We start from the raw sequence: 24,713 nt of genomic DNA on the forward strand, positions 1-24,713 counted from the left end.
TTCCGCTGCGTCTCCTTCTGCACACCTCAAAAGCAGGCCAGGAGGCCCAATATGAAAAAAAATTCTACGATTGAGACCGAAGAATACTTTGAAATTAAGAGAGCTTTTGAGACGTACTATCGTGAGCAATACGCGCAGCAAGAATTGATCGCTACGGAATTGGCAAAAGTGGTGTGCCAAGAGGGAGCATTGCTTGCTATTTTTGCCCACTCTGTTGAGCTTTTGCGGGGCAAGAAATGAGCTGACTATTCATGGGGCTGTTCGGGATGGGGATTGTGTTAACAAACCTCATTGACAGGCATCTGGGAGAAGCTCTGCGGGCCTCAATGGGCCATAAGGTTCCGGTTAATAATCAGGTGTATCGTACGGCTGCGCTTGGGATGATGAAAGCGTGGGCAGCGCTCGACTAAGCAAAGAAAGACGTTTCATATTATAGCCGTTTGGGGATGTAATTTCACGGCTTCATGGAATCAGTAATGATTTGTTCAATGTCGATACCATCACTGCCCAGTCCTGAAACGTTGGGATTCCAACGGTCTCCCATTTCCTCCAAGGGTTCGACCATTCGACGCCCTGTGAGGGCCTGAGCTGCTTTCCACCATCGGCTAGAGCAGTGGTCCAAATGCGCAATGGAATCTTCGATTTTCGATAGTTTCAGATAGGTCATTTTGCAGGTCTCCTTGTTTTAATCGCCAAGTAAATGGGCGGGTAGATACAAGGAACCTAAAAAAGAAGCTGACTGCCCTTGGCCCTGTCGGGCCTCCCGGCTGTAGACGTCAGAAATGCGCAGAAAGCAGGCTTTGCAAAGTCGCGCAGAACGTCCCTTATCTGGGCTTCCGTTATCGATCTCGGTTCCGCGCTAGTGATGTGCGTTTCGACCTGATTGCCCGCGCCAGTAGCGATTATTTTGACCTTGGCACTGCTACCCGCTGTTATGCATCACCCTATCGTACTGGGCCTACCCAGCCTTGTTTTCGTAACTCGCGTAGCACCGCTTCTGCGTTCTCGACATCTTTGTGGATGCTTTTGAGCATTGCAGCTATTGGCGCGTCGGGCCACGCACGCTCAAGTTCAGCCAGTTTGGCCTTAGCCGCATTATCTTGCCCCATGGCTGATAGCGCTGCCGTAACGTAGGCAAGCGAAGGAGCGCTGAGCGGATCGCCAAGTTGCTTAGCCTCCTCAAAGCGCTCTACGGTCTTTTCATATTCATCAAGATGAAAGTAAGTCGCGCCCGAGATATTTCTGTTAGCAAATCGTTGGTTACTGGAACCTAGCAGAGAGAGTCTGTCAGCCGTTGCAATTGCTTCCTCGAATTCGCCCGAGAACATCGCCACAGCACCAAGAAAGTCGAGTACAGCACCATCATTTGGATCAAGTTTTGATGCGCGTCTACTGAGTTGCAGCGCGGCGTCATAGTCGCGATTGGCGAAAAAGGCCCAGCTTTTAGCAGACTGGCTCCAGGCTTGGTCTGGGGCTAGGCTAACCGCTTGGTTCGCCAGCTTCATGGCGGCATCAGCATATTCGGTCTTGGCGTCAGACTGCGGAGTTATCACCGCAAGGGACGCGAGTGCCTGCGCAGCACCAGCATATCCACCGAAATATTCTGGATCGATCTCAATCACGCCTTCGAATACGGACAGAACCAGTAGCTGGCGTTGTCGGTCGAAGATCGGAAATATCATTGTCCGCGCTTGTTCCGCCAAATTGAATGCTTGTAATGCAGCTGGGGATTTTTCGTAAATTGCCACGCGCTGCATGTACGCGTTCGAGTCAGTTACAGCTATGCCACCCACTTCGGCAGAAGCAGTTTCCTGTCCATCTTGGGCAAGACCGACTGCGACCAACGCACCAACGACGGCCCCAATGGTGAACGCCCCAATGGGCAGTCCAAAGCGTTTGGCTTTTGTTGAGATTGATACTGTATTGGTTTCTGAGGCAGTTTCGAACCGCGGCCTGTATCCACCGCTATCGATACACAGTCGTACCGGATCATCTTTTCCGATACCTTCGTAATGCAGTTCCAAGAACTGACGAAGCCGCCGTGCATCGACGCGTACGATGTTTTCCGGATCGGTCCCCTCTGAGGTATCGCGGTCATATACATCCTGAGCGATAGTCTTGCTTCGAATTTGGTCTCCCCGACCAGCGAGCTCTTCGTCGACGATGTACGTCAGGAACGCCTGAAGCCTATCGGATCCATCCAAATGAGCGTCGGCAAGCAACCTGCCAAGGGCAGCGCGCTTCTGACCGCCCGAGATGTTTTTAAATTGTCGTGCCACATTCGCATTTTTGCATTTAATGGCCCGTGAGTCACCCTGTTATTCACCGTGAGTCACTTACGTGAATGTCTCTTAAACCATAACATTGTAACCAAAACAGCGAGCCGGAGCGCGAAACTCCGCAGTACCAGCTTGCCAATCTATTAAGCGACTGGAGGATTAAACATGGCCCAAGGTATGAACTACAGAAGACTTAGCAAGCACTTCGCAATTGGTGTGATATTTGGCGCTTGGGCTGTTTCTCCTCAAGCGATTACTGATGCGTTAATAGATGTAGTCGCTCCTTCGGCAGCATACGCGCAGGAAACGGAGGAAGTTTCTCCGACAATGGTACGTGATCGTCCACGCGATGTGTACTACCCCAATACTGAAGATCTCGCCGAAGACGAGATGCGGGTCATCGCGTGTGGAACTGGAATGCCTACAACGCGAGCTGCTCAGGCTGCTGCGTGTTTCCTTGTGGAACTGGGCAATGGAGACAAGTTCTTGTTCGACATTGGTTCGGGATCGGCCGAGCGAATTTCCTCCCTTCAAATCCCGTACAATTATTTGGACAAGGTCTTCATCGGCCATCTTCATACCGACCATTTCGGCGCATTGCATGACTTGTTTATCGGTGGCGCATTGATGGGGCGGAATATTCCGTTGCGGGTTTGGGGCCCAAGTGGACCATCAGAAGAACTTGGTACTGCATATGCACTAGATCATATGCAAAAAATGCTCACATGGGATCTGGCAGGTCGTGCAGGCGTCACTGATTTCCGCGGTTATTCAATGGAGGTTAATGAGTTCGATTACAGGTTAGAGAACGAGGTAATTTACGAAGAAAATGGCGTCCAAATTCGTACGTTTCCAGCCATCCATTCAATTGATGGTGCAATCAGCTACGCACTGGAATGGAATGGGTTAAAATTTGTTTTTAGCTCAGACACTTATCCGAACAAGTGGTTCAAGGAATACGCTAAGAACGCTGACCTCGCCATCCATGAATGCTTTGTAGCGGTTCCAGATCTTGTGGCAAAAATGGGATTTACGCCCGAATCCGCGCTACTGGTTGGAACTCAGGTACATACAGCGCCCGAAGCGTTCGGAAAAGTCATGAGCGATATTGAGCCAAGAATGGCGGTCGCCTATCATTTCTTTAATGACTTCGACACAACTAACAATGTTTTCGAACGCATACGCAGCACTTATGATGGTCCGCTAAGCCTGGCAGATGACTTCATGGTTTGGAATGTCACGAAAGACGCGATTACGGTTCGGATGGCGGCAACAGAAGAGCACACTTGGGCGCCGCCGCTCGCTTCACCAGCTGAGCCGCCGAACCCTGCTGACAAGACCTCATATGCTGAGAAGGTAGGACTTTCTCCGGAGGTGATGGAGTTTTCCGATTTCACAAAGGGTGGCTTTGACGATGTCGATGACGTCTTGAGACCCATCTACGAAGAAGCTTCGGAAGCTTTGGGGCAGGAGTTCCCGTATCCGGGTGACAACTAATATCAAATTTGACCGGCGCGACTTCAACATGCGCCGGTTCTTTCAATTCTGATCGGAACTCTCTATGCGCTATACCTCATTGATTTCTCGCTATTTGGTCTGTGTTGGTTGGTTGCTTGTCGCGATATCTCATGCCGCCAACGCCCAGTCTCTTGCACGTTCTGAAGATGATGAAGGTGGTTGGCGGCACTCGATTACCCCTTATCTGTTCCTTCCGCTCAGCACTACGGGCACATCAACTATAGATGGAACAAGCGTCGATCTGGACCTGAGTCTGAGCGAAGTACTGGACGTGCTACAGGGCGCAGCTTCGGTACGTTACGAAGGCTGGAACGGCGACTTCGGGATCATCTCGGAAGTGTACTATGTAAGGCTTGGCGAAGACGGAACCCTGCAAGGCGGACGAGTAGACGTCGATGTTGATGTCCGACAGACCTTTGTAAATGTTCAAGGAGCCTACCGATTTGCGAACGGGGTCAATGCTTCGGGTCGACGCTATGCAGCAGACGCTGCAATTGGCGTTCAGTGGAACCGCCTTAAACAAGAGATCGACCTTTCGGGCCCCGGCCCAGGTATGACGCTGGGTGGAACAGAAGATTGGTTCGAGCCGATGATCGCGCTCCGCTATGCGATGGAGATCAACGATAAATGGAGCTTCGCCAGCCGTGCTGAACTGAGTGGCTTCGGCGTGAATGGCGATGACCTGCAATACCTGCTTCTGGCTGGCTTTGATTGGAAAGGCTGGGAGAACACGTCCCTGCGGTTTGGCTATCAGTTCTATGGAATTGATTACTCCACTGACCGCTCGGGCGGGGAGTTTGCCTATGATGTTGACCAGAATGGTATCTATGCTGCCGTCGCGTTTCATTTCTAAGGTCGGCGATTGCAGCAAGACATGGGTTTGGGTGGGCTCGGCGCTCGCAAGTTGGGCGATTGGCGCTAACCAATCGATTGCTGACCTCGTGTCCCCCTACGGCGGAGAAACCGCCCCAAACTTTGTTGAGCTTTCGGTACAGCCTGATCATGTTCGCGTTATCCTTGAGGTCGATTTGGGCGACTATCCCATTTTCGTCATTCCAGATGATGGTTCGGGTAGGTCGCTGGCTGAGCGTACGGGTCAAAACCTTCAAGTCTGGGCAGATGAAGAGGAACTGACCAGCACAACGAATACGATTGATGTGCGCCCTAGAATTACCCGGCAAACAGCAGCGAGCGCTCAGTATCGAACGCGACCGCGCAGCGAAAATGTCGTTTACGTGGATATGGAGTTTCCGTTCAATGGCAAGCCTGAACGGATCACATTCATTCCCCCGCTAAATTCAGACGGGATTCCCTCGGCTTCACTTGGCGTTGTGGCCGAGCATATGGGTGTTCCGGTGACAGACTATCGTTACCTTTCTCAGGCTGAGACCATGCGTCCAGATTGGAACGATCCGTGGTTTACAAAATTTGAAAACCCAAATCTCACCCGCCACCACAAGTCCCCTATGATGTCGTTCCTGGCCATGGAGCCGCGTGTCGTCCGGCACGAGATCATATTGCGTTTGAAAGATTTCGAAACTTGGGCCGATCTGGGCTTGGGAGGCGCAGAGCGATTAACTCCAGATGATGTCGCCAGGATCAAGTCTGGCGTATCGGAATTTCTTGCGAATAGAAACCCGCTCGCCGTAGACGGCAAGCCGATGAAACCGGAAACGGTACAGGTCTCACGTATCGAAGTTGGGGCCGAAGGCTTGCGTGTTCTTCCGGATGAGGCGGAGGCAAACCGAAAGACGCTGTTACTGGGCGTTGTCCTTTCTTATCCGGTTGAGACCTTGCCGAACCGAGTTGATCTGGCATGGGAACTTTTCCCAGATGGTCTGGATATTATTCCGATCACCATCTCCGATCCGGCAGGGGCAGTCCCCTCGCAGATTTATGCATCCGATCCAGTTGTATATTGGAACAATCACCTGAAAACTTGGACAAACCCAAAGACGAGCCCGGTTGTCGTCAAAGTCGCGGGTGTAACACAGGTGCCATCGTTTGCGTTCGGCTTAGGTTTTCTGTGTTTGATATGCGCCTATTACTCGTTGCAGCGTGCAAATAGTCAGCGTCTGATCTTGCTTGGCCTGTCCGGAGCATTCGGTGCCGCTGCGATCGTCACATATTCTCTGAACAACCCGTCAACTGCGCCCGAGCCGGATGAGATGGCGACGCGTCAAATCATAGAAGGGCTAGTGACCAACATCGGAACTACGATGCTTGAGACGCGAGATGATAATGCCTTAGGTGCGATGGAGCCATATGTCGAAGCAATTAATCGCGACAAGGTTCAAGCAGAAATGCGTCGTGGCTTTTCAGTTACCTTGCCCTCTGGTGCCATGGCTCGCGTCGAAGCGATTTCAGACCTGAATGTCGAGAGCTTCACGCCCGGTGAAGACAGAAATCAGCATCAGGCCCTCGCCAATTGGACTGCCCGTGTAAGCGGAGGTCATTGGGGGCATCTACATAGGCAAGCGGTTTCTTATCGTGGCTTGCTAGATGTTTCGCGGCATGGCGACCATTGGATGCTTGATGACCTGACGATTATCAGCGCCAAAACAGGAGGGTAATTCAGTGGCTATCGCGAGGTTGTTTTATACAACGTTCCTGTTTGCCATGATCTTTTTGTGTTCAGGCAGAGCAGAGGCGCATTTCAATCTAAACCAGAATGTCCGAATCCATCATGTTGCCCATTCGGAAGATGGCCTAGATGTCTATTTGCGCCTCCCGATGCCTTATTTGGTTGCGGAACTCGTCGGTCCCGAAGGTACAGTCGGTTTGCCTGCACCGGCTCCGTACACATACAATGTGATCGAAGATGGCGTGCTCATGCACTACTGGGATCAGGCCGCATTTCACAAAGACCCAACCGGCTTGGCTCGTATTGCTGAAAACAGCTTTGTGCTATCTATCGACGGTCACCGACAAACATCCAAAATCGTCTCGATAAGACTGCACCCATTGGGACAAGAGCCAGGGTTTGCTACGCTCAATGAGGCACGCTCGGCACTTGCGCCAAGAGATGTTTTTCCAACAACCGAGGAGATTTATGTTGGCGAGTTGATGGTTGACGTGCACCTGCGCTTTGTGTCGGGAGAGGTTGGAGCATACAGTTTATCCTACACTTCTGATCCGGGGCTTCCTGGGCAAGAGGACACGGCGAACCTGATCCTCGACTATAACGGGCAGGATGTTCGGACATTTCGTGCGCGGGGCCTGATGCATACCCCGGTCGAAGTTTCCGGATCAGCAACCGCAGCCGCTTCGACCTTCTTTGTCGAAGGCATTCGGCATATTTTGGAAGGTCCCGATCACGTTCTGTTTGTGCTTTGCATGATCATCGGTGCATTGAACTTACACAGCCTATTAGCCCGCGTCACAGGGTTTACATTGGGCCACACGGTAACACTGATTTTAGGTTTTTTTGGCTTCGCGCCGAGCGGAGCGTGGTTCATCCCAACTGTCGAGTTGGCAATAGCACTTTCAATTATCTACGCTGCTGCGATAGCGGTTTGGCCACCAGAGAAAGGAAACGGCGACCTGAAGGCTTTTGCCATCACGTCCGGGATTGGGTTGCTGCACGGGTTTGGTTTCTCCTTCATGTTGCATCAAATTCTACGAGTTGATGCACCAAACGTTTGGCACAGCTTGCTGGCCTTCAATGTTGGAGTAGAGGCTGGACAAGTCATGATCGTTCTATTGGTCTGGCCCTTGGTGTTGTTGCTGCGTAAACAACCAGGCCGTATCTGGGTCAGCTCTCGCGCTGCCGTTGCCGCGTGCGCAAGTCTGGTCGCGATGGTTTGGGTAGTTGAACGGGCAGAGTTCTTTCTCTGATACTTGCGTTGTTGACATAAAGCACGCAGCCGTTGGCAATCTGACACGCGGCTTCCGCTCGTTTTCGGGCATCCTTTACGGAGATTGCCGGGTAAGTCCCCAAACGTTGCCGCCGCCGCCGCTTTCCAACAAGTAAGACAACCTCCCAGACTTTCTGCCCCTTTTTCCCGACGCTCAATACCAGGCCTCGAACGATTTCGTCGCGAACTTCATATCCGGTTTTGGCGGGCTTAAGTTCACTAGCTTTCTTCTCATTAAATCGTGCCATCATTTTGTGCGTTTCTTGTGCGGAAAATTGTGTATGTGCGCCGATTACGGGATATTCAAAAGTACGTAAAGTCAATGAAAAACAGATGCTTAAATATGGGTAAGTACTTGGGGATAGGTTGTGGCGACGGTCTCCAAAACCGTAGGTCGCGGGTTCGAAACCTGCTGCCCCTGCCACTCTCTCAAATCGATGATGTCGCTGCGACAGACACGTGTATTTGGCGCGCACGTCAGACTCAATTCTCTTGACGTTTAGGGCAAGAAAGAAAAAGCTTGAACTAGGCTTGCGGAGAGGCCATCAGGGTTGTCCGCCTAACGTGCTAAGGTCGCTCGACTTTTGTGCTGCTGGCAATAAGCCTGACCGGGTAGGGGAGCCCGGAGCCAATCTGGGGCAAATGGGGATAATGGCAGAGATCGACGTATTTCTTGAAGGGCTCGGGCTGACCAAATACGCCCCCGTATTTACTGCCAACGAGGTCTCTCTGGCTGATCTTGTTCATCTCTCTGAACACGACCTGATCGATATGGGGCTCCCGTTGGGTCCGAGGCGCCGACTGTCGGCAGCTTTGGGTCAGGCGCGCGAGGCGAATCCGGCACCTATTCATGGCCATGGGAAGATTGTGGCTGAGCGACGGCAACTGACTGTCATGTTTGTCGACCTCGTTGGATCGACCGCCCTGTCAGAACGTCTGGACCCGGAAGATCTGGGTGAGCTGCTGCGACGGTTCAAAGAAATCTGCTCAACCTCAGTTGCTCGGTTTGGTGGCCATGTTGCAAGCTTCATGGGCGATGGGGCGATGATCTATTTCGGTTACCCTCATGCGCTTGAAGATGCAGCGTCACGGGCTGTTCATGCCGGATTGGATATTTTGGGCGGGCTGGCCCGCATCGAAGGTCAGGAAAAACTGAGCGCGCGGATCGGGGTGTCGACGGGCCTTGTCGTTGTGGGCGAGATACACGGCGAAGGGCTGAAAGAACATGACGTGGTTATGGGGCGCACACCCAATCTGGCCGCTCGACTGCAGGCGTTGGCCGAGCCAAATACCCTGATCATCAGCCCTTCGACCCGGCGATTGATTGGCAATGCATTTGAGTTGGAGGATCGGGGTTCATTCGCACTGAAAGGATTTTCGGAGCAGGTCCAGGCCTGGACAGTTACAGGCCAGGCACGGATCGAGCGTAGATTTGACATCATGCCGGATGCCGGGGCCGGGAAACTTGTCGGGCGGCAGGTTGAGTTTCGCAAACTGATCGAAAAGTGGCAGGAGGCCTGTCAGGGTGCCGGTCAGTCTGTGTTGGTTTCTGGTGAAGCCGGTATTGGCAAATCACGTTTGATCGAGGGGTTAAGCCAAGAGCTGGAGGATCAGGGCGCACTTCGGCTCAACTTTCAGTGCTCACCATTTCACGCCAACTCGGCGCTTTATCCGATCATTCAGCATTTGGAGCGCGCGGCGGGGTTCACGCCAGCCGACAGCGACGACGAGAAGCTCGGGAAACTCTCTTACCTCCTGCGACATCATCCGCGTGAGCATGTGCGCCTGATCGCCGATTTGTTGAGTGTTGAAGCAGACGCTTCATTAGGTCCGCTTGATCTGCCGCCACAGGCGAAACTTGAACAGACGCTTGATGCAGTAACCGAGCAATTAGCAGCGTTGGCTCATGAGAAACCTGTCTTACTGTTGTTTGAGGATGCCCATTGGGTCGATCCGACCACATTGTCGCTGACCGACCGGGTGATCGAGCGCATCCGGGATTTGCCGGTATTGATTGTTATAACCGCTCGCCCTGGATTTGATCCAGGTTGGGGGCACCACAACAAAACGTTGCACTTGCCGCTGAAGCGTCTGGAAAACCGGGACATTGCCGAGATCGTGGCGGAAGTGGCAGGAGGGAATTCTATTCCAGCCGAAGTCTGCGATCTGATCGCGGCCAAAACCGATGGCATTCCGCTTTTTGTTCAAGAAGTAACGCGCGGCCTGTTGGAATCCGGACAACTAAGACTGACCGACCAGGGTTATGCCTTGCGCGGTCCACTGCCAGCGCTTTCTGTTCCGAATACGCTCAAGGATTCTCTGATGGAGCGTTTGGACCGGCTGGGAACCGCCAAAGAGGTTGCACAAACTGGTGCTGTCTTTGGTCGACAGTTTTCAATCGCGTTGCTGGCCTCGGTCTCAATTTTGTCTCCAACGGTCTTGGAGGCTGGGCTGGAACAGCTTTCCTCTGCCGGTATCATTTTGCAGGCTCCGGATGAGGCAGAAGATGAGTTCATCTTCCGCCACGCATTAATACGCGACATGGCTTATGACAGCTTGCTGCGCACGGAGCGGCAGGTGCTGCACGACCGGGCGGCAGGTGCGTTGCTTGAAAGCCAGCCACAGCTTGCCCAGACTCAACCCGAGCTACTGGCGCAGCACTACACGTTAGCGCACCGTGCGGATGAGGCGGTGATGCATTGGCAAAGCGCCGGGCGGCGGGCGATTGAACGTTCGGCCCAAACTGAGGCGTTGACGCATCTATCAAAAGCTCTGGATCAACTAGCAGATCTTCCCAAAAGCAAAGATCGAGATCTGCAAGAGATTGATATTCAAATCCTGCGCGCCGGAGTGCTGCGGTCAACCAGCGGTATCTCAGGGGATGCCACAGGCGAAGCGTATGGGCGGTTGCGAGACCTCTGCCATCGAGCGGATGAGACCGACAGGCTGTTTCCGGTTCTTAACGGGCTGTATGCCTTCCATCTGGTGCGGGCCGAATATCGGTTGGCGCAAGATGTATCGGCGCAAATTCTTGATCTGGCAGCGGAAAGCGGCAGGACTGAACACCGAATGGTGGGCCATCGCGCGATGGGTGCTGTGCAGTTGCATTTGGGTAATCTGCCTAAGGCAAAAACCCATCTCGAACAGGCCTGGTCGCTATATGATTTTGATCAACACAGTCAGTTGGCCTATGTCTATGGGACTGATCACGCCGCCATTACTTCGGCGTTCCTGGGTACGTGTTATTGCCTCATGGGGCGGCACCAAGAAGCCTTGCAGATTCAACGCACGGCTTTGGGCTGGGCGAAGGAATTAAAGCACGCCCACAGTGTAGCGCAGATTTTGGTCTATATGTGCAAGGTTCATCTGCTGGCACGCGACATACCCGCGTTGCAGCAGGATGTCGAAGCGTTGTCCAAAGTTGCTGAAGAGCATTCGCTGCCATTCATGGCCACCATCGCGCGATTGTGGGAAAGCTGGGCCAACGCGACCGAATCCTCGGATATTGCGCATATCGATGATCTGCGCCAAGCATCAGAGGACTGGTGGGCAGTCGGGGCCGGGAACTACAAATGTTTCTTCCCCTCTCTGATTGCCGAGCTTCTTATAAACGCTGGTGATCATAAAGCGGCTAAGCAGACATTGTCGCACGCGGCGCAAATGCTGGCTGAAACCGAAGAGAAATGGGCCGAAGCTGAACAGCTGCGAATCGAAGCCAGTTTTGTTGCCGGCACCGGGGGCGACCCAGAGCCTTTGCTGTTGCGGTCGATCGAAACGGCGCGACGGCAAGGGGCACACTTGTACGAACTGCGTGCAGCGGTTGCGCTGACACGTTGGCGGCTGGACCATGGAAAGCCTGCGGGCGATGCACTTAACACCGCTTTGTCCCATTTCGAATCGAACGCTTACCTGGCGGATCTGGAAGAGGCGCGAGCGTTATTGGAAACGACCACTTGACCGACAGGGGCCATTGCTGCCAGCTTGGACAGCGGCAGATATGGGATGATACCGAAAATTCATAGTTGTGGCGTGGGGATATGCGTTTCCACGCTACCAATTCATTTGGTGTGAGGAGACCCGATGAAGAAGATCAGCAAAACGCTTCTGGCCAAGGATATTGTGGCGCAAAGCCGCACTGATCTGGCGCTGCAGCAATATCACTCGATCACGCCCGAGCAGATACGCGCGTTTGAAAAGAAACTGATCGGAACGGTCACTCTGCCCACCGACCCCGACTACAACAATGACCGGCAGGTTTGGAATCCGGCCTTTCAGGATTACCCTGAGATCATCGTCTATTGCGAGACCATTCAGGATGTGCGCGCCAGTCTTGCTTTCGCACGTGAGCACGACTTGTGGGTTGTGGCACGGTCTGGTCGCCACAGCACGGCGGGGTATTCGGTCAACAACCAGATGGTGCTGGACACCAGCAAAATGCGGTATGTCACCGTCGATCCTGAGGTGCCGATGGCTTATGTCGGTCCGGGTACGCCGTTCAAGATGCTGAACTCTGAGTTGAATTCCTATCACCTGCATGTGCCGGGCGGGGCTTGTCAGGATGTCTGCGTCGCAGGCTTCATGATGGGTGGCGGTTATGGCTTTACCTCTCGCCGCTACGGGATGGCTTGCGACAATGTCCTGGGCGTATCCGTGATGCTGTGGGATGGCAGCATAGTGATCGCGGACAAAAACACGAACTCCGACCTGTTCTGGGCCATCCGGGGCGGGACGGGCAACAATTTTGGGGTGTTGTTGGAGATCCGTTACCAGCTGCACCCGCTGTTTATGGTCTGGGGCTGCCATATCACATGGCCGCTGGACAAAGCCGCAAAGGCGTTGGAGTTCCTTCAGGCCAATTATATGAGCACCTGCGATGATGATCGGTTCGGAGCTTATATTTTCCTTGCTTTTCAGGGCGATAAGAAAGTGCTGCTGGTGTCGGCGCTTTATGATGGGACGGCCGAAGAGGGCAACGCATTTATCCAGCCCTTGCTCAGCGAAGAAATCGGCGGCGAGATGGGGCCTGATGACCGGAATTATGGCACCTATCAGGAAATCAACTCGTGGCTTTACGACGACAAGTACGACATCCCTGTCGTGCCCGATCAGGCGCGCGAAGATAAGCAGGCCGGGTATATCAAACGCCAGCTCAACGCGGGCGAATGGCAGCGCGTCGTGGACTACCTCGACAGCACGCCCAACGCCTATGGCGCGGTTGCGATCGAACCCTATGGCGGCGCGATCAACCGGATGCCACTGGGCAAAGAGGGTAACGCCTTCATCCACCGTGATGTGTCGCTGAACTTCTACGTTGATGTGTTCTGGGTGTCGGAAGAAGAAAAAGAGATCGTCGTGCCCTGGCTTGATGGGTTCATGGAACTGATGACCGAAGAAGGTTATTTCATCGACCGGGTCTATCAGAACTACCCCCGTCGGACTCAAAAGAACTATCGCTGGCAGTATTGGGGCGAATATTTCAACTCGCTGCTGTTCGTGAAGCGGAAATTCGATCCGGGCAATTTCTTCCACTATCAGCAGAGCATTTCACCGGTGCCGGATGATGCGCCGCCGGACATTATCCGCGATACGTCCGAGTCGATCTTTGATGATATGACCATCACTTTTGAGACCTATTCGAACCCCTGAAAGCGGGGGTAGCCAAGGCCAAACGGGGGAGGGCCCAGCATGGACACGATCCGAGAGATTTTCTTTCTGCCACCCATGGCGGTTGCTCGCCTGGGGCCGGGTGAAACACCGCTGGAAAGCTATGAGTGGCAGCAGGACATGGATGCCCATGGCAACAACAAGACGGTCATCCGCTCGAACATAACCCTGCGCGAACTCGAAGATGGCAGCGTTTCGGCCTATCTTCCCGACCCCGACACGATCCGCTTTCGCGACGAAGGCGGCGCACTGCGTCCGGTTGCTCCGTTCTTTGAGCTGTGGGCGCGGATGCATGACGCCGAGACGGGCGAGGAATATGAGACACCGTTGACGCTGGATCTGCTCGACGATCAAGGCCTGTCGCTGCAAAACGTGCGTTATTCGGTCACCGTCGGAAACACCAAGGCAGAGCGTCGGACTGGTGACGCGGCCTGCGGATTTCGCGCTCGGGTCGAGATTGCGGGGCAGGATTTCGCCCCGAAACCCCTGCTGGCTTTTAGCCCCTACACCTCGGAACAGCAGCCGATGGTCTATGAGCACAACCCGATCCCGCTGGGCTCAATCCGCGCGATCCATCCGGTGCAGGGTCATGATGAACCGGTCGAGGGAGAATTCATCGACCGCAGCATCCTGCGTCTGCGGTTCATGCCTCCCAAGGGCGAGGTTTATGGCCCGCCCGATGCAGCCTACGGCCCGGCGACGCTGGCGGTTCCGGGATACCAGAACGACCCGCCGAAATCGGAATATGGCCGTATCCATGAAATAGTGCCCGAACAGAACCGCATCCTGAACCCCGACACTCCTTGGTCGAAATGGGTCATGATGTCCGGCACCTCAGATGACCCAGAGCCGCATGACAGTTACGACGGTGCGCGCGTCGGCAATGACCAGTCCTGGGGCGTGGCAGACGACACCAGTGATGGCGTGATCGAAGCAACGCTCGCCGTGCGTGGCGAGCGCTTGACGGCGCGCGCGACGATCATGACCGGCCCACCCGATTTTGCGCCGGATACTAGGCCGTTTTACAGCCTTGAAGATGATCTGGCAGACCGTGATCTGTCGTTGATTTCAGTGACCGAACAAAACTACACGCAGGCTAAGGATGAGGTGGTTGATATCTTCCGCCGCGCCTTCGAGACTAACAGCCTGATCAACCTGGATGATATCCGGGCGCAGGGCTTGAAAGATAATGCCAAGCTGCAGGCCAAGACCGGGATTTCCCCAACGCCGGGCCTGCCATCAACCGATGCAAAATCCATGACGGAAGAGGATGCAAGGCCGCCTGACAAGATTGACGAACTGATCCGGCCGCAGCCGATCTCGGTCTTCTCGAACTCCGTGCCCAATGACCGGCTGCCCTATACGGTGGCGACGAAGTTTGTGCATGAGCAACTGATCGACGAGGCCAACTTGCTGGATTTCCTACGTCGCCGCCCGGATTTTGTGAAAACGCTGCTGCGCCCGCCTTACGGCATCCTGACCGAACTTGAGACCGACCCGAACCCCGATCAGGCCCCGAACCCGGAGTTCCGCGATCCCCGGATCATCCGCGACTCGATGCATGACGCGCGGATGCCGCCTTATATGCGTGATTCCAACTATTACCCGCTATCCCTGTCTCGCAGGCAATACCATCTGGTGATCTCGTTCATCGACTATCTGGTTGCACAGGAATCGGAGGCTCAGAATGTCTGATCAACCCGGCCACATCCGCGTCAAACCCCGCAACCTGACCGCCCGCGCGGCCTATAAGGTACCGGGCAACCCTGACAACACGCGACTGGATGGATCGGTGGGCAATTGCTTTCCCGGTCTGGAAATGGATGTACGCAACCTTGATCGGCGCTTTTTCCCCGGTCTGGTTTTCAACGCCGCGCGCGTGCCGCTGAACCCCGTGCCCGAGGCGCCGAAGAATTCACAGGGCTTCCATCTGGTCTTTGTCGATTATTTCTACGACCCGATGCTGCCTGACAACAGCCCCGAAGAATGGGTGCAGACCTTGCTGGAGGCCTACAGCGGCGACGTGGGCGCAAAGCTCAGCCAAGGGCGCTGGTTCCTGTCATGGGTCGAACAAAGCGGCAAGCGCATCACTTTCAATGAGGAAGACGGCACGCCCTATGACGGGCTGATGATCTGGCGGTTTATCCGCAGTCTGGAACATGGCGATGACAAACCGGTCAGTATTGCTCTGGAGCGGCGCAATCACGAAGGCAGCGTGGATACTGAGCAGGTGGTCCTGCACGGATTCCGCCGCCAGTACCGGACCGAGGCGGGTGTCTTCAACGAAGCCTATGATCCCGGAGAATTGACGCAGAGTCTGTGCAACCCGTGGTCCCATGACTTCCGCGATTGCGGCTGCCACTACTGGCCCTCAAACCATCCCGATGTGGTGATGGCCGAGGTAGCCCATGACGACCAGCTGCCTTCGGGCCAGTCGAAGAACCCGATCGAAGCCGAGACCTATCTGGATTGGCTGCGTTCGGACAAGTCGCCATCCGGCAATGTGGCAGCGCTGAATACGGTCGAGCAGAACCGCCCCTATCAGATCGACCACTATCAGGTGAACCAGATGTGGAGCGAGCTGCCGATCGTGGTCGAAGGCCGCGAAACCGGCGAGGTCTATGAGGTCGACCCCGAAATGCCGGGCGTGGAACCCTATGACACGCCGGAGGCGATGATCGAGGACCTCAAGACGCGCCTGGCCGCGATGGAGATGACGTTGAGCCTGCAGTATCTCTATGCCTATTTCTCGCTGGCGGATCCCGAAACGGCGGACACCCAGAAATGGCCGACGCTGAAGGACGACCTGATCTTTGCCCGGCGTTCCGTGCTGGAGGTCGCGATTGGCGAGATGACCCATATGCGCTGGGCGAACCAACTGCTTTGGGAGCTTGAGCCAGAAGGGTATGAACCCATCCTGACCCCGTCTGAAACCCTGCCAGCAGGCAAGGGTAAGACGCAGCCCCGCGCGCTGAGGCCACTGACGGCCGAGGCGCTTGCGGATTTCATCGAGATCGAGCGCCCCGGTGGCTTTATCGACCGCGCCTATGCGCAATGTGTTGCAACGCTGGAGCAGGAGGACTTATTCCCCGAGCGCCGTCTCTATGCGCTGGCGGTGCGGATCGACACCGACGGGGACGAGCATTTCCTGCGCTTTAGCCAGATGAAGGATGTTCTGGCCAAGTACGATACCGGCGAAGGTACTCCTGCTTACTTGCGCCCGATTGAGGTCGGGACCGAAGAGCAGGCCAAAACAGCGTTGGAACTCTACGCTAAGGTCAAGGATGGGTTGGCCAATGCCTATACGCTTGAAGCGGATGGCAAATTCGAAGAGTCGCAGACCTTTATCCAGCAGGTGCGCGATGACATGAAACTGTTCCGGGTCGAGGGCGAAGCGCTGGCCGCCAAAGGCATCGGCATTCCCTTCTGGACGGAGGGCAAGGCGTGATCGCACCCGCCGCACAGGTGCATTTCTTCGAAACAGGGCATGGAGATCACATGCTCGCCATCGATGGCTCGCGCGTGTTCGACGTCCCCGAGGGCACGGCGGGCCGGTTTGCGGCGATGAACACCGCGGGCCAGAGCGCTTTCCTCAGGTCCATGGGGTTGGATGGCAGGCCGTTCATCGACGATACACCGCCTCAGGACCTGCCCGTGCGCTCGCTGTCACTGGCCGTGGCGCAGAAATGCAATCTGGCTTGCACCTATTGCTATGCGGCGGGTGGCGAATTTGGCGGCCCTGCGCGGAATATGGAGTGGGAAGTCGCCAAGGCCTCGGTTGATCGGCTGGTGGCCGAAGCCGAACCCGGTGTGCGGATCAACCTCGCCTATCTGGGTGGAGAACCTCTAATCAACCGCGATCTGGTGCAGCGCACTACGGAATATGCTGTGGAACAGGCGCAGGCAAACGGATTGAGCGTTGGATTCTCGATCACCACCAATGGGACCTTGCTCCGCCCCGAAGACGCGGTGTTTTTTGAGGCACATGGATTTGCAGTCACCATTAGTCTGGATGGCGTGGGCAAGGTTCACGACAAACTGCGCCCAAATCGTGCTGGGCGGGGCAGTTTCGACACGATCCTGAAACGGGTCGAACCCCTTCTGGCCGCACAGCACCGGATGCAGGTCGGGGCTCGGGTGACGGTCACGCCGCAGAATATGAACCTTCCAGAGACGCTGGAGCAGTTCGTTGGCATGGGTTTCCACTCGATCGGCTTCTCGCCGATGTTGGCTTCGCCCAACGGTCAGCATGAGCTAAACAGGAACGATCTAAACGAAATGCTGACTCAGATGATCCGCTGCGGTGAGGTGTTCGAGGCGGCGGTGGTTCAGGGACGGCGGTATCCGTTTTCAAACATGGCGGCGGCGATGCAGGAAATCCATCGCGGCACCCATCGGCCCTATGCCTGCGGGGCAGGGGGCGGATATTTCGGCGTCTCCGCCGATGGCGGCCTGTTTGCCTGCCATCGCTTTGTCGAGGACGAAGCCGGAGCCATGGGCGATGTCTATGATGGCCCCGACTTGCGACGCGAAAACTGGTTGGCGGACCGTCACGTGCACATCCAGTCACCCTGCAATACGTGCTGGGCGCGGTATCTATGTGGCGGTGGGTGTCATCACGAGGTCATCCACCGCGGACGCCCCGCCTGCGACTACATTCGCGGCTGGCTGCACTATTGCCTTCAGGCCTATGTCCGCTTGTCCGAAGTGAGGCCCGATTATTTTGGTGTGCCTACGCAGGCCGCCTCTGCCTGATCGGATGATCATTGAGACTGAAATCTGCGTAGTCGGTGGCGGCCCAGCAGGCAGCGCGGCGGCGCTGAGGTTAGCTCAACTGGGTCGCCGCGTCTGCCTGATCGAAAGACAATCCTTTCCGCGCCAGCATGTCGGAGAATCTCTGCCACCATCAATCTGGCCGATCCTGAACCTTCTGGGCGTCGAAGAAACCGTGGCGCAAGCCGGGTTTCTGCGCGCAAGCGGATCGATCCTGCATTGGGCCGGAACGTTTGAGCGTCGCGGTGCTGACGGCGATTACCCCGGTCTATTAGTGGATCGAGGCCAGTTTGATGCGGTACTGCTGCGGGCCGTGCGGGCGGCGGGAGTTGAGATCATCCAGCCCGCACGGGCATACCGCCCGATGCGCGATAGATCAGTCTGGGAAATACCAGTCCGCACCGATACGGAAGCATTGCAGGTTCAGGCGCGGATCCTTCTGGATGCCGCAGGCCGACAAGCCGGGCTGGGCCGCAGGTTTCGCCCGGCCTCTCAGCCTCTATTGGCGCTCTATGCTAATTGGCAGGTTCCCCCAGGCTTCGGCCCACAAGCGCGGGTCGAAGCAGGCAAGTCGCACTGGTACTGGGGTGCGCTGTTGCCGGGTGGGGTGGTCAATGCAATGGTATTTGTTGAACCCGAGAGCTGCACAGGGCTTTCACCTGCGGACCGGCGCGATCTTTACCTGAACCTGCTGGCGCAATCGACCTTGTTATCCCCATGTCTGGAACAGCGCCGGATCGGGCCAGTCCGGAGGGTGGACGCAACCAGCCGAACCGATGTAACACCTCCGGCGCGAGATCTTCTGCGGGTCGGGGAAGCCAGTTTCTCGGTCGACGCTTTGTCATCGCAAGGGGTGCAATTGGCCATGGGTCAGGCAGTGCAGGCCGCAGCAGTGATAAACACGCTGCTGGATACGCCCGAACACAGCGAACTGGCTTTGACCTTCTACGCAGACCGCCAGTTTGAGCGTGTACAGACCCACGCCGCACTGTCGGCGGATTTCTATGCGAGGCAGCATGCAGTCAGTCCTTCGCCGTTCTGGGCCGAGCGGGCGCATCCGTTGGACTGGCTCAAATCGCCTCGAACCGTTCATAGCCCAGAGATATTGCGCAACGATTTAGCCCTGACCCTGTCTTCAAAAACACGGCTGATTACGTCTGGGGTTCAGGTCGCCGCGCATATTGAGCCGGGACTTGTTTTGAAGCACCCAAATCTGCAGCGCCCTGTCGCAAATCTCGAGGGTGCTTCGCTTGGCCTTCTGTTGCAGCGCTTACATTGGCCACAAAACGCGAGCAAGATCGTTGCATGTTGGTCAGATACACTCGATGCCGAACGAGCGTCTCGCATTCTGGACTGGCTTTGGCACCATCGCATACTGATCCCGGCAACTGATCGGGCTTAATCACGGTTCCCTCTGCCATCTGAATGGCATAAGCTTTGCCGCAACGCCAATCGCCAAGTAACAAGGGGTCGTATGTCGCGTTTTGATGGGTATTTCCTGCGGCAATTGCTGGTGCTGTTTGGCTTTTTCACACTGGTCCTTGTCGGTGTCTTCTGGATCACACGTTCGGTCAGCCTGTTTGACCGCGTGATTAGCGGCGGCCAGTCTGCAATGGTGTTTCTGGAATTCACCGCGCTAACCCTACCGACTCTGATACGGACAGTTATGCCAATGGCGGTGTTTGCTGCCGCTGTTTACGCGACCAACCGCTTGAGCCGGGAAAGTGAGATGACGGTGATGCTGGCGACCGGATCGAGCCCTTGGCGTCTGGCGCGCGCGGTTTTGATGTTCGGGCTGAGCGCTGGGTTGATAATGGCGGTCATCAGTGTGTTTCTTCGGCCTGCATCGGTTGATCAGCTGGAAAAAAGACAGGATGAAGTCGCTGGTGATGTTACTGCTCAGCTGCTGAATGAAGGTGAATTCCTGCACCCGGCAGACAGTGTAACCGTCTATATTGGCAGTATCGATCTGGACGGTACGCTGCGCGAGGTCTTTGTTTCGGACCGGCGAGAAGCGATAAATCCCGTCAGCTATTCCAGCACCACAGCTTATCTGGTCAACCAGACCTCAGGCATTCATCTGGTTATGCTAGACGGGGTTGCGCTGCGATTTGATGAGGCTGGCAACACGTTGTCATCAACGTTGTTCGAAGATGCATCCTACGACATTTCAGAGCTGACACTGAACTCGGAAATGGGCCACCGGAGCCTTGAGGCGATACCTACGATCGAGCTGATCTGGGATCGGGAAGCTGTTGCCGTGAAAGATGACCACAGCGTCGGGCATCTGGTTGATGAACTGCATCAGCGATTCTCATGGATCGCTATTTGTATTGCGGTTGCCTTGGTCGGCTATTCGGCGCTCATGCTCGGCAGTTTTTCGCGTTTTGGCTTGTGGCCCCAGATACTCGGAGCCTTCACGATTCTCGTATTGTTGGAAGGCGTTAGGGGGTTTGTTTCACCTGTTGTGATTGGAGATCCACGTTTGTGGATTTTGCTTTACCTTCCGGCGATACTGGGCGTCGCATTGTCAGGCTTGTTCCTGACTATTGCCGGACGCCCCTTGTTTCGTAAATCATCCGGCAACGGCGCCATTACCTCTGCATGATACTTGGCGTTTGTCGCGTCGAATTCTTTTGCGTTGTTGATCGGTCTGTCTAATCTAGGCGCGAAAGCAGCCACAGGAGCGCGCCATGCTGGACAAAACCCACAAACCCACCTGGACCAGTTTTGAAGAGGCAACGAAGGCCGATTGGGATGCGGTCATGGAGTATGAAGAGGCCTATAACGCGGCTCTGCCAGATCGTATTTTGGATGCCATCCGATCGCTAGACGAAGACTGGACGCCTTATCCAGTGAATCGTTACCAACACAGCCTGCAAGCCGCGACACGCGCTTATGAGGATGGTGCCGATGAAGAGCTGGTTGTAGCAGCTTTGATCCATGACACTGGCGATATCCTGTCGCCTTATAATCACGGTGAATTATCAGCTGCGATGATGAAGCCATATGTAAGCGAGAGAACCCATTGGATCCTCAAGCACCACTGTGTGTTTCAGGGATATTATTATAATCACCATCTCGGCGGTGACCGGAATGCGCGCGACAAGTATCGCGACAGCCCGTATTGGGAGGACTGCCGATATTTCTGCCACGAATACGATCAGAAAGCGTTTGACCCTGATTATCCAACAAAGCCGCTGGAGTTCTTCGAACCCATGCTACGCCGCGTCTTAAGCAAGGGCGAGGGGCATATGGAGTTGAACGAGACGTCAGAAGGTTAACAAGCGGCCATCAGTCGATAGACGATCTGAGCGGCGGTAAAGTCCCAGGCGGCATTGCCGTCTGGGGCCAACTCGACCACATCGAAGCCCACACATTTCCGGCCCTTCAGGGCGTGTTCGACCAGGTGCAGCGCCTGATAGTATCCCAGCCCCCCAGGTACGGGCGTGCCGGTCGCAGGCATTTGTGATGGATCCAGCCCGTCCACGTCAAAGCTGACATAAATCAGTTCGGGAAAATCCTCGGGCAGGTCGACCGAATGGATATTACCAGTCACCAATTCTTCGGCGTCCACATGGAAAATGCGGTTCTTCAGACGGCTCTGCGCTTCTTCGGTTGAGAAGGCACGAACGCCGAATTGCGCCAGCTGGATGCCTTCTTCGGCCAAAAGGTGCATGACTGAGGCGTGAGAGTGTTTCTCTCCCTGATAGGCGTTGCGCAGATCGGCATGGGCGTCGATCTGGACGATGCCGATGGGCTGGTTTAGCGCACGAGCGACACCCATCACTGCTCCAAAACTGAGAGAATGTTCTCCGCCCAAGGTCACGGGCACTTTGCCCGCACGGATGGCAGCTTCGGTGCGTTGGGCGAGGCGTTCCATGATTTCAGGCAGGGCGGCATCGCAATCGATGGGTTTTTCGGTAAATATGCCTTCTACGCAAGGTTCTGCGTGGCCGGTGATGCGCTCCAACTCGTTGCTGGCCTCAATGATCGCCTCAGGCCCATTTGCGGTGCCGGATCCGTAAGAGACCGTGCGCTCCAGAGGCACCGGGATTACGCGGAAGCGGGCGTCCTCGGTGCGCTCGGATGTGGTCAGTTCACTATCAAGAAAAATGCTCATGAAAGGCGGTCCTTAAAGTCGTCATAGCCGAACTTTTTGATGATTTTCAGTTCGTCTGTTTCGCTGTTCCATAAGGCGATGGTGGGCAGGGGAACACCGTTGAAGGTGTTGGTCTTGACCATCGAGTAGTGCGCCTGATCGAGGAAAGCAAAGCGCTGGCCGATCTCCAGAGGCTGATCCCAAGTGTAATCGCCAATCACGTCACCCGCGAGGCAAGAGGGGCCACCCAGGCGGTAGGTATGGCCTGACGCGGCCTCGTCCATCAGGGCGGGGCGATACGGGGCTTCGATCACGTCGGGCATGTGGCAGGTGGCCGAAATATCGGTGATTGCGAGGTTCATGCCATTTGTTGGTAGGTCTAGGATTTCTCCGACCAGAATGCCCGCGTCCAACGCCACCGCCTCCCCGGGTTCAAGATAGACGTCGACGTTGTGTTTTGCGCGGACGGCTTTAATGAAGGCCACCAGCCTGTCGCGGTCATAGTCATCGCGGGTGATATGATGGCCGCCGCCGAAGTTCAGCCACTTGAGCTGGTCTATGAAGGGGGCGAGTTTGGGTTCCACAGCGTCCCAAGTTCGTTGCAGCGGCTCGAACCCCTGCTCGCAGAGTGTGTGCATGTGCAACCCATCGACGCCAGTCAGGGCGCCTGCGGTCAGTTGGCTGGCAGGCGTGCCGAGACGTGAGCAAGGTGCGCAGGGGTCGTATTTGGGGATCTCACCCTCGGAGTGCTCGGGGTTGATACGCAGGCCAACCTGTACGCCTGCTGCCTGGGCTTTGAAGAGGAAGCGATCCTTCTGAGCCGGAGAGTTTAAGATGATGTGGTCGGACAAAGTGAGAATTTCATCTATATCTGCGTCTTTATACCCGGCGCAGAAGGTCGCGACTTCGCCGCCATATTCTTCACGACCCAAACGTGCCTCATAGATACCGCTCGCGCAGGTGCCGCCGAGGTATTGGCGGACCAATGGGGCGAGCGAGAACATTGAGAAGGCTTTGAGCGCGCTCAGGATATGCGCGCCTGAGCGGTTGCTGATCTCGGCGAGGATGCTCAGGTTCCGGTCGACGGCTATTTCGTCGACCACAAAGCACGGCGTGGGAACCCGGCTGAGATCGAAGTTGCGAAAGGCTCCGGCGTCGCCGGCCTGCGTGGTCATCATGTCGGACATAACAGGCGTCTCCGTTGGGTGGAGAGGCCCGGGGGACCAACCCCCCGGACCCCCCGGATATTTTGGGCCAGATGAAACAGTGTGGTCGCTCAGACCGGCCCTGAGGGATCAGAACTCGACCGGGCCGTCGAGCTCGTGGACCTGCCACGGCAGGCCGTGTTCGTTCAGCATGTCCATGAAGTTGTCTGGATCCAGCTGTTCCATGTTCCAGACGCCGGGCTGCACCCAGTTGCCTTTCAGCACCTGTGCGGCACCGATCATCGCGGGTACGCCGGTGGTGTAGCTGACGGCTTGGCTGCCGACCTCGGCATAGCATTCCTCGTGGTCGCAGATGTTGTAGATGTAATAGGTTTTCTCACCCGAACCGTCTTTGGCCTGGCCCGTGGCGATGTCGCCGATGCAGGCTTTGCCTTTGGTTTCTGCACCCAGGTCACCGGGATCAGGCAGCAGAGTTTTCAGGAATTGGATCGGGATGATTTCCATGCCGTCATGCATCACCGGATCAATGCGGGTCATGCCGACATTCTCCAGCACTTTGGCGTGGGTAATGTAGGCATCGCCGAAGGTCATCCAGAAGCGGGCGCGTTCGATTTCGGGGAAGTGGGTCGAGAGTGATTCCAGTTCCTCGTGATACATCAGGTACATGTTTTTCTGACCGATTGCAGGGAAGTCGAACTCGACCTTATGGGTCATGGCGGGGGAATGTTTCCATTCGCCGTTCTCCCAGTGACGTACTTCGGCCAGCACTTCGCGCAGGTTGATCTCGGGGTTGAAGTTAGTGGCGAATTCCTGATCGTTCGAGCCGCCATTAGCGTCCAGCACATCGATCTGACGAATGGTGTCCAGCTTATGTTTCTTCAGCCAAGTGGCGAATACGCTGGTCACGCCCGGATCGAAGCCAGAGCCGAGGATGGCTGTCAGACCGGCCTCTTTGAACTTATCCTGATAGGCCCACTGCCAATGGTATTCGAACTTGGCCTCATCCTCGGGCTCATAATTTGCGGTATCCAGATAGTGGATTCCGGCCTCAAGGCAGGCGTCCATCAGCACCAGATCCTGATAGGGCAGAGCGAGGTTCACGAGGATTTCTGCGCCGGTTTCCTTGATCAGCTTGACCGTGTCTTCGACCTTGTAAGCGTCCAGTTCGGCGGTCTTGATATCGACGCCCACACGCTCTTTCACCGCCTTGGCGATGGCGTCGCATTTGGATTTTGTGCGGCTGGCCAAGGTGATTTCGGTAAAAATGTCCGAATTCATCGCCATCTTGTGCACTGCAGCGTGAGATACGCCGCCCGCGCCGACAACCAGTGTTTTGCCCATGGTCTGTCTCCTT

At 55.6% G+C, this 24,713-nt stretch carries 19 protein-coding genes; 13 read left to right on the top strand and 6 right to left on the bottom strand.

Annotated features, from left to right (window positions below):
- Positions 1-51 precede the first annotated feature (51 nt).
- Positions 52-240 (top strand): hypothetical protein, encoded by a 189-nt coding sequence (locus tag AC2FI7_RS06650; RefSeq protein WP_496815608.1) that lies wholly within the window; start codon positions 52-54, stop codon positions 238-240.
- Between the two features lie 214 nt (positions 241-454).
- Here AC2FI7_RS06650 and AC2FI7_RS06655 read toward each other — a convergent pair whose 3' ends face one another.
- Both AC2FI7_RS06655 and AC2FI7_RS06660 read right to left on the bottom strand, forming a co-directional pair.
- Complete coding sequence (locus AC2FI7_RS06655) at positions 455-667, bottom strand: hypothetical protein (RefSeq protein WP_496815609.1); 213 nt, start codon at positions 665-667, stop codon at positions 455-457.
- A gap of 277 nt (positions 668-944) precedes the next feature.
- Complete coding sequence (locus AC2FI7_RS06660) at positions 945-2,279, bottom strand: tetratricopeptide repeat protein (protein ID WP_496815610.1); 1,335 nt, start codon at positions 2,277-2,279, stop codon at positions 945-947.
- Between the two features lie 165 nt (positions 2,280-2,444).
- On the opposite strand from AC2FI7_RS06660, the gene gntH reads away from it, so the two are divergent.
- The 4 genes from gntH (at position 2,445) to AC2FI7_RS06680 (ending at position 7,634) form a co-directional block, all read left to right on the top strand.
- On the top strand, positions 2,445-3,776 hold the full coding sequence (gntH, locus tag AC2FI7_RS06665; protein ID WP_496815611.1) for a guanitoxin biosynthesis MBL fold metallo-hydrolase GntH: 1,332 nt from the start codon (positions 2,445-2,447) through the stop codon (positions 3,774-3,776).
- Positions 3,777-3,840: 64 nt separating this feature from the next.
- Positions 3,841-4,650, top strand: a complete 810-nt coding sequence (locus AC2FI7_RS06670) for a hypothetical protein (RefSeq protein ID WP_496815612.1) — start codon at positions 3,841-3,843, stop codon at positions 4,648-4,650.
- Entirely contained in the window at positions 4,601-6,370 is a 1,770-nt protein-coding gene (locus AC2FI7_RS06675; protein WP_496815613.1) for a hypothetical protein, read from the top strand. The genes AC2FI7_RS06670 and AC2FI7_RS06675 overlap by 50 nt, the downstream gene beginning before the upstream one ends.
- A gap of 160 nt (positions 6,371-6,530) precedes the next feature.
- Positions 6,531-7,634 (top strand): HupE/UreJ family protein, encoded by a 1,104-nt coding sequence (locus tag AC2FI7_RS06680; RefSeq protein ID WP_496833288.1) that lies wholly within the window; start codon positions 6,531-6,533, stop codon positions 7,632-7,634.
- On the opposite strand, the gene AC2FI7_RS06685 is transcribed toward AC2FI7_RS06680, so the two are convergent.
- The gene (locus AC2FI7_RS06685) at positions 7,552-7,905 is read right to left on the bottom strand and encodes an Arm DNA-binding domain-containing protein (RefSeq protein ID WP_496815688.1); all 354 of its coding nucleotides are present in this window, start codon (positions 7,903-7,905) and stop codon (positions 7,552-7,554) included. The two genes, AC2FI7_RS06680 and AC2FI7_RS06685, sit on opposite strands and share 83 nt — an antisense overlap.
- A 400-nt stretch (positions 7,906-8,305) precedes the next feature.
- Here AC2FI7_RS06685 and AC2FI7_RS06690 point away from each other — a divergent pair, with 400 nt between their 5' ends.
- From AC2FI7_RS06690 to AC2FI7_RS06725, 8 genes are all read left to right on the top strand, one after another.
- Positions 8,306-11,611, top strand: coding sequence for an adenylate/guanylate cyclase domain-containing protein (locus AC2FI7_RS06690; protein ID WP_496815615.1), 3,306 nt, complete (start codon positions 8,306-8,308; stop codon positions 11,609-11,611).
- A 123-nt stretch (positions 11,612-11,734) separates the two neighbouring features.
- A complete protein-coding gene (locus tag AC2FI7_RS06695; RefSeq protein WP_010443356.1) occupies positions 11,735-13,300 on the top strand; it encodes an FAD-binding oxidoreductase in 1,566 nt (521 codons plus the stop codon).
- A gap of 39 nt (positions 13,301-13,339) precedes the next feature.
- Positions 13,340-15,013, top strand: coding sequence for a hypothetical protein (locus AC2FI7_RS06700; protein ID WP_496815616.1), 1,674 nt, complete (start codon positions 13,340-13,342; stop codon positions 15,011-15,013).
- On the top strand, positions 15,006-16,766 hold the full coding sequence (locus AC2FI7_RS06705) for a ferritin-like domain-containing protein (RefSeq protein ID WP_010443354.1): 1,761 nt from the start codon (positions 15,006-15,008) through the stop codon (positions 16,764-16,766). The genes AC2FI7_RS06700 and AC2FI7_RS06705 overlap by 8 nt, the downstream gene beginning before the upstream one ends.
- A complete protein-coding gene (locus AC2FI7_RS06710; RefSeq protein ID WP_010443353.1) occupies positions 16,763-18,073 on the top strand; it encodes a radical SAM/SPASM domain-containing protein in 1,311 nt (436 codons plus the stop codon). Before AC2FI7_RS06705 ends, AC2FI7_RS06710 begins: the two co-directional genes overlap by 4 nt.
- Positions 18,074-18,077: 4 nt before the next feature.
- Positions 18,078-19,493 (top strand): flavin-dependent monooxygenase QhpG, encoded by a 1,416-nt coding sequence (gene qhpG, locus AC2FI7_RS06715; protein ID WP_496815617.1) that lies wholly within the window; start codon positions 18,078-18,080, stop codon positions 19,491-19,493.
- Between the two features lie 72 nt (positions 19,494-19,565).
- Positions 19,566-20,699, top strand: coding sequence for an LPS export ABC transporter permease LptF (lptF, locus tag AC2FI7_RS06720; protein WP_010443351.1), 1,134 nt, complete (start codon positions 19,566-19,568; stop codon positions 20,697-20,699).
- Positions 20,700-20,784: 85 nt separating this feature from the next.
- Entirely contained in the window at positions 20,785-21,375 is a 591-nt protein-coding gene (locus AC2FI7_RS06725) for an HD domain-containing protein (protein ID WP_010443350.1), read from the top strand.
- On the opposite strand, the gene speB is transcribed toward AC2FI7_RS06725, so the two are convergent.
- The 3 genes from speB to AC2FI7_RS06740 all read right to left on the bottom strand — a co-directional run bounded on the left by speB (position 21,372) and on the right by AC2FI7_RS06740 (position 24,700).
- Positions 21,372-22,214 carry an agmatinase gene (gene speB / locus AC2FI7_RS06730; RefSeq protein WP_010443349.1) on the bottom strand — a complete coding sequence of 281 codons (843 nt, stop codon included), beginning with the start codon at positions 22,212-22,214 and terminating at the stop codon, positions 21,372-21,374. The genes AC2FI7_RS06725 and speB overlap by 4 nt on opposite strands.
- Positions 22,211-23,380, bottom strand: a complete 1,170-nt coding sequence (gene nspC, locus AC2FI7_RS06735; protein WP_496815618.1) for a carboxynorspermidine decarboxylase — start codon at positions 23,378-23,380, stop codon at positions 22,211-22,213. The genes speB and nspC overlap by 4 nt, the downstream gene beginning before the upstream one ends.
- A 108-nt stretch (positions 23,381-23,488) precedes the next feature.
- Positions 23,489-24,700 carry a saccharopine dehydrogenase family protein gene (locus AC2FI7_RS06740; RefSeq protein WP_010443347.1) on the bottom strand — a complete coding sequence of 404 codons (1,212 nt, stop codon included), beginning with the start codon at positions 24,698-24,700 and terminating at the stop codon, positions 23,489-23,491.
- Positions 24,701-24,713 lie beyond the last annotated feature (13 nt).

Source organism: Ruegeria sp. YTSA064 (genome assembly GCF_059610325.1).

Bases quoted from the DNA above. Each gene is read 5' to 3' on its own strand.
- AC2FI7_RS06725 (WP_010443350.1), top strand. From the start codon at position 20,785: ATGCTGGACAAAACCCACAAACCCACCTGGACCAGTTTTGAAGAGGCA.
- AC2FI7_RS06675 (WP_496815613.1), top strand. From the start codon at position 4,601: ATGATGTTGACCAGAATGGTATCTATGCTGCCGTCGCGTTTCATTTCT.
- AC2FI7_RS06655 (WP_496815609.1), bottom strand. From the start codon at position 667: ATGACCTATCTGAAACTATCGAAAATCGAAGATTCCATTGCGCATTTG.
- AC2FI7_RS06690 (WP_496815615.1), top strand. From the start codon at position 8,306: ATGGCAGAGATCGACGTATTTCTTGAAGGGCTCGGGCTGACCAAATAC.
- gntH (WP_496815611.1), top strand. From the start codon at position 2,445: ATGGCCCAAGGTATGAACTACAGAAGACTTAGCAAGCACTTCGCAATT.
- AC2FI7_RS06650 (WP_496815608.1), top strand. From the start codon at position 52: ATGAAAAAAAATTCTACGATTGAGACCGAAGAATACTTTGAAATTAAG.
- lptF (WP_010443351.1), top strand. From the start codon at position 19,566: ATGTCGCGTTTTGATGGGTATTTCCTGCGGCAATTGCTGGTGCTGTTT.
- speB (WP_010443349.1), bottom strand. From the start codon at position 22,214: ATGAGCATTTTTCTTGATAGTGAACTGACCACATCCGAGCGCACCGAG.
- AC2FI7_RS06705 (WP_010443354.1), top strand. From the start codon at position 15,006: ATGTCTGATCAACCCGGCCACATCCGCGTCAAACCCCGCAACCTGACC.
- nspC (WP_496815618.1), bottom strand. From the start codon at position 23,380: ATGTCCGACATGATGACCACGCAGGCCGGCGACGCCGGAGCCTTTCGC.
- AC2FI7_RS06680 (WP_496833288.1), top strand. From the start codon at position 6,531: ATGCCTTATTTGGTTGCGGAACTCGTCGGTCCCGAAGGTACAGTCGGT.
- AC2FI7_RS06740 (WP_010443347.1), bottom strand. From the start codon at position 24,700: ATGGGCAAAACACTGGTTGTCGGCGCGGGCGGCGTATCTCACGCTGCA.
- AC2FI7_RS06685 (WP_496815688.1), bottom strand. From the start codon at position 7,905: ATGATGGCACGATTTAATGAGAAGAAAGCTAGTGAACTTAAGCCCGCC.
- AC2FI7_RS06670 (WP_496815612.1), top strand. From the start codon at position 3,841: ATGCGCTATACCTCATTGATTTCTCGCTATTTGGTCTGTGTTGGTTGG.
- AC2FI7_RS06700 (WP_496815616.1), top strand. From the start codon at position 13,340: ATGGACACGATCCGAGAGATTTTCTTTCTGCCACCCATGGCGGTTGCT.
- qhpG (WP_496815617.1), top strand. From the start codon at position 18,078: ATGATCATTGAGACTGAAATCTGCGTAGTCGGTGGCGGCCCAGCAGGC.
- AC2FI7_RS06695 (WP_010443356.1), top strand. From the start codon at position 11,735: ATGAAGAAGATCAGCAAAACGCTTCTGGCCAAGGATATTGTGGCGCAA.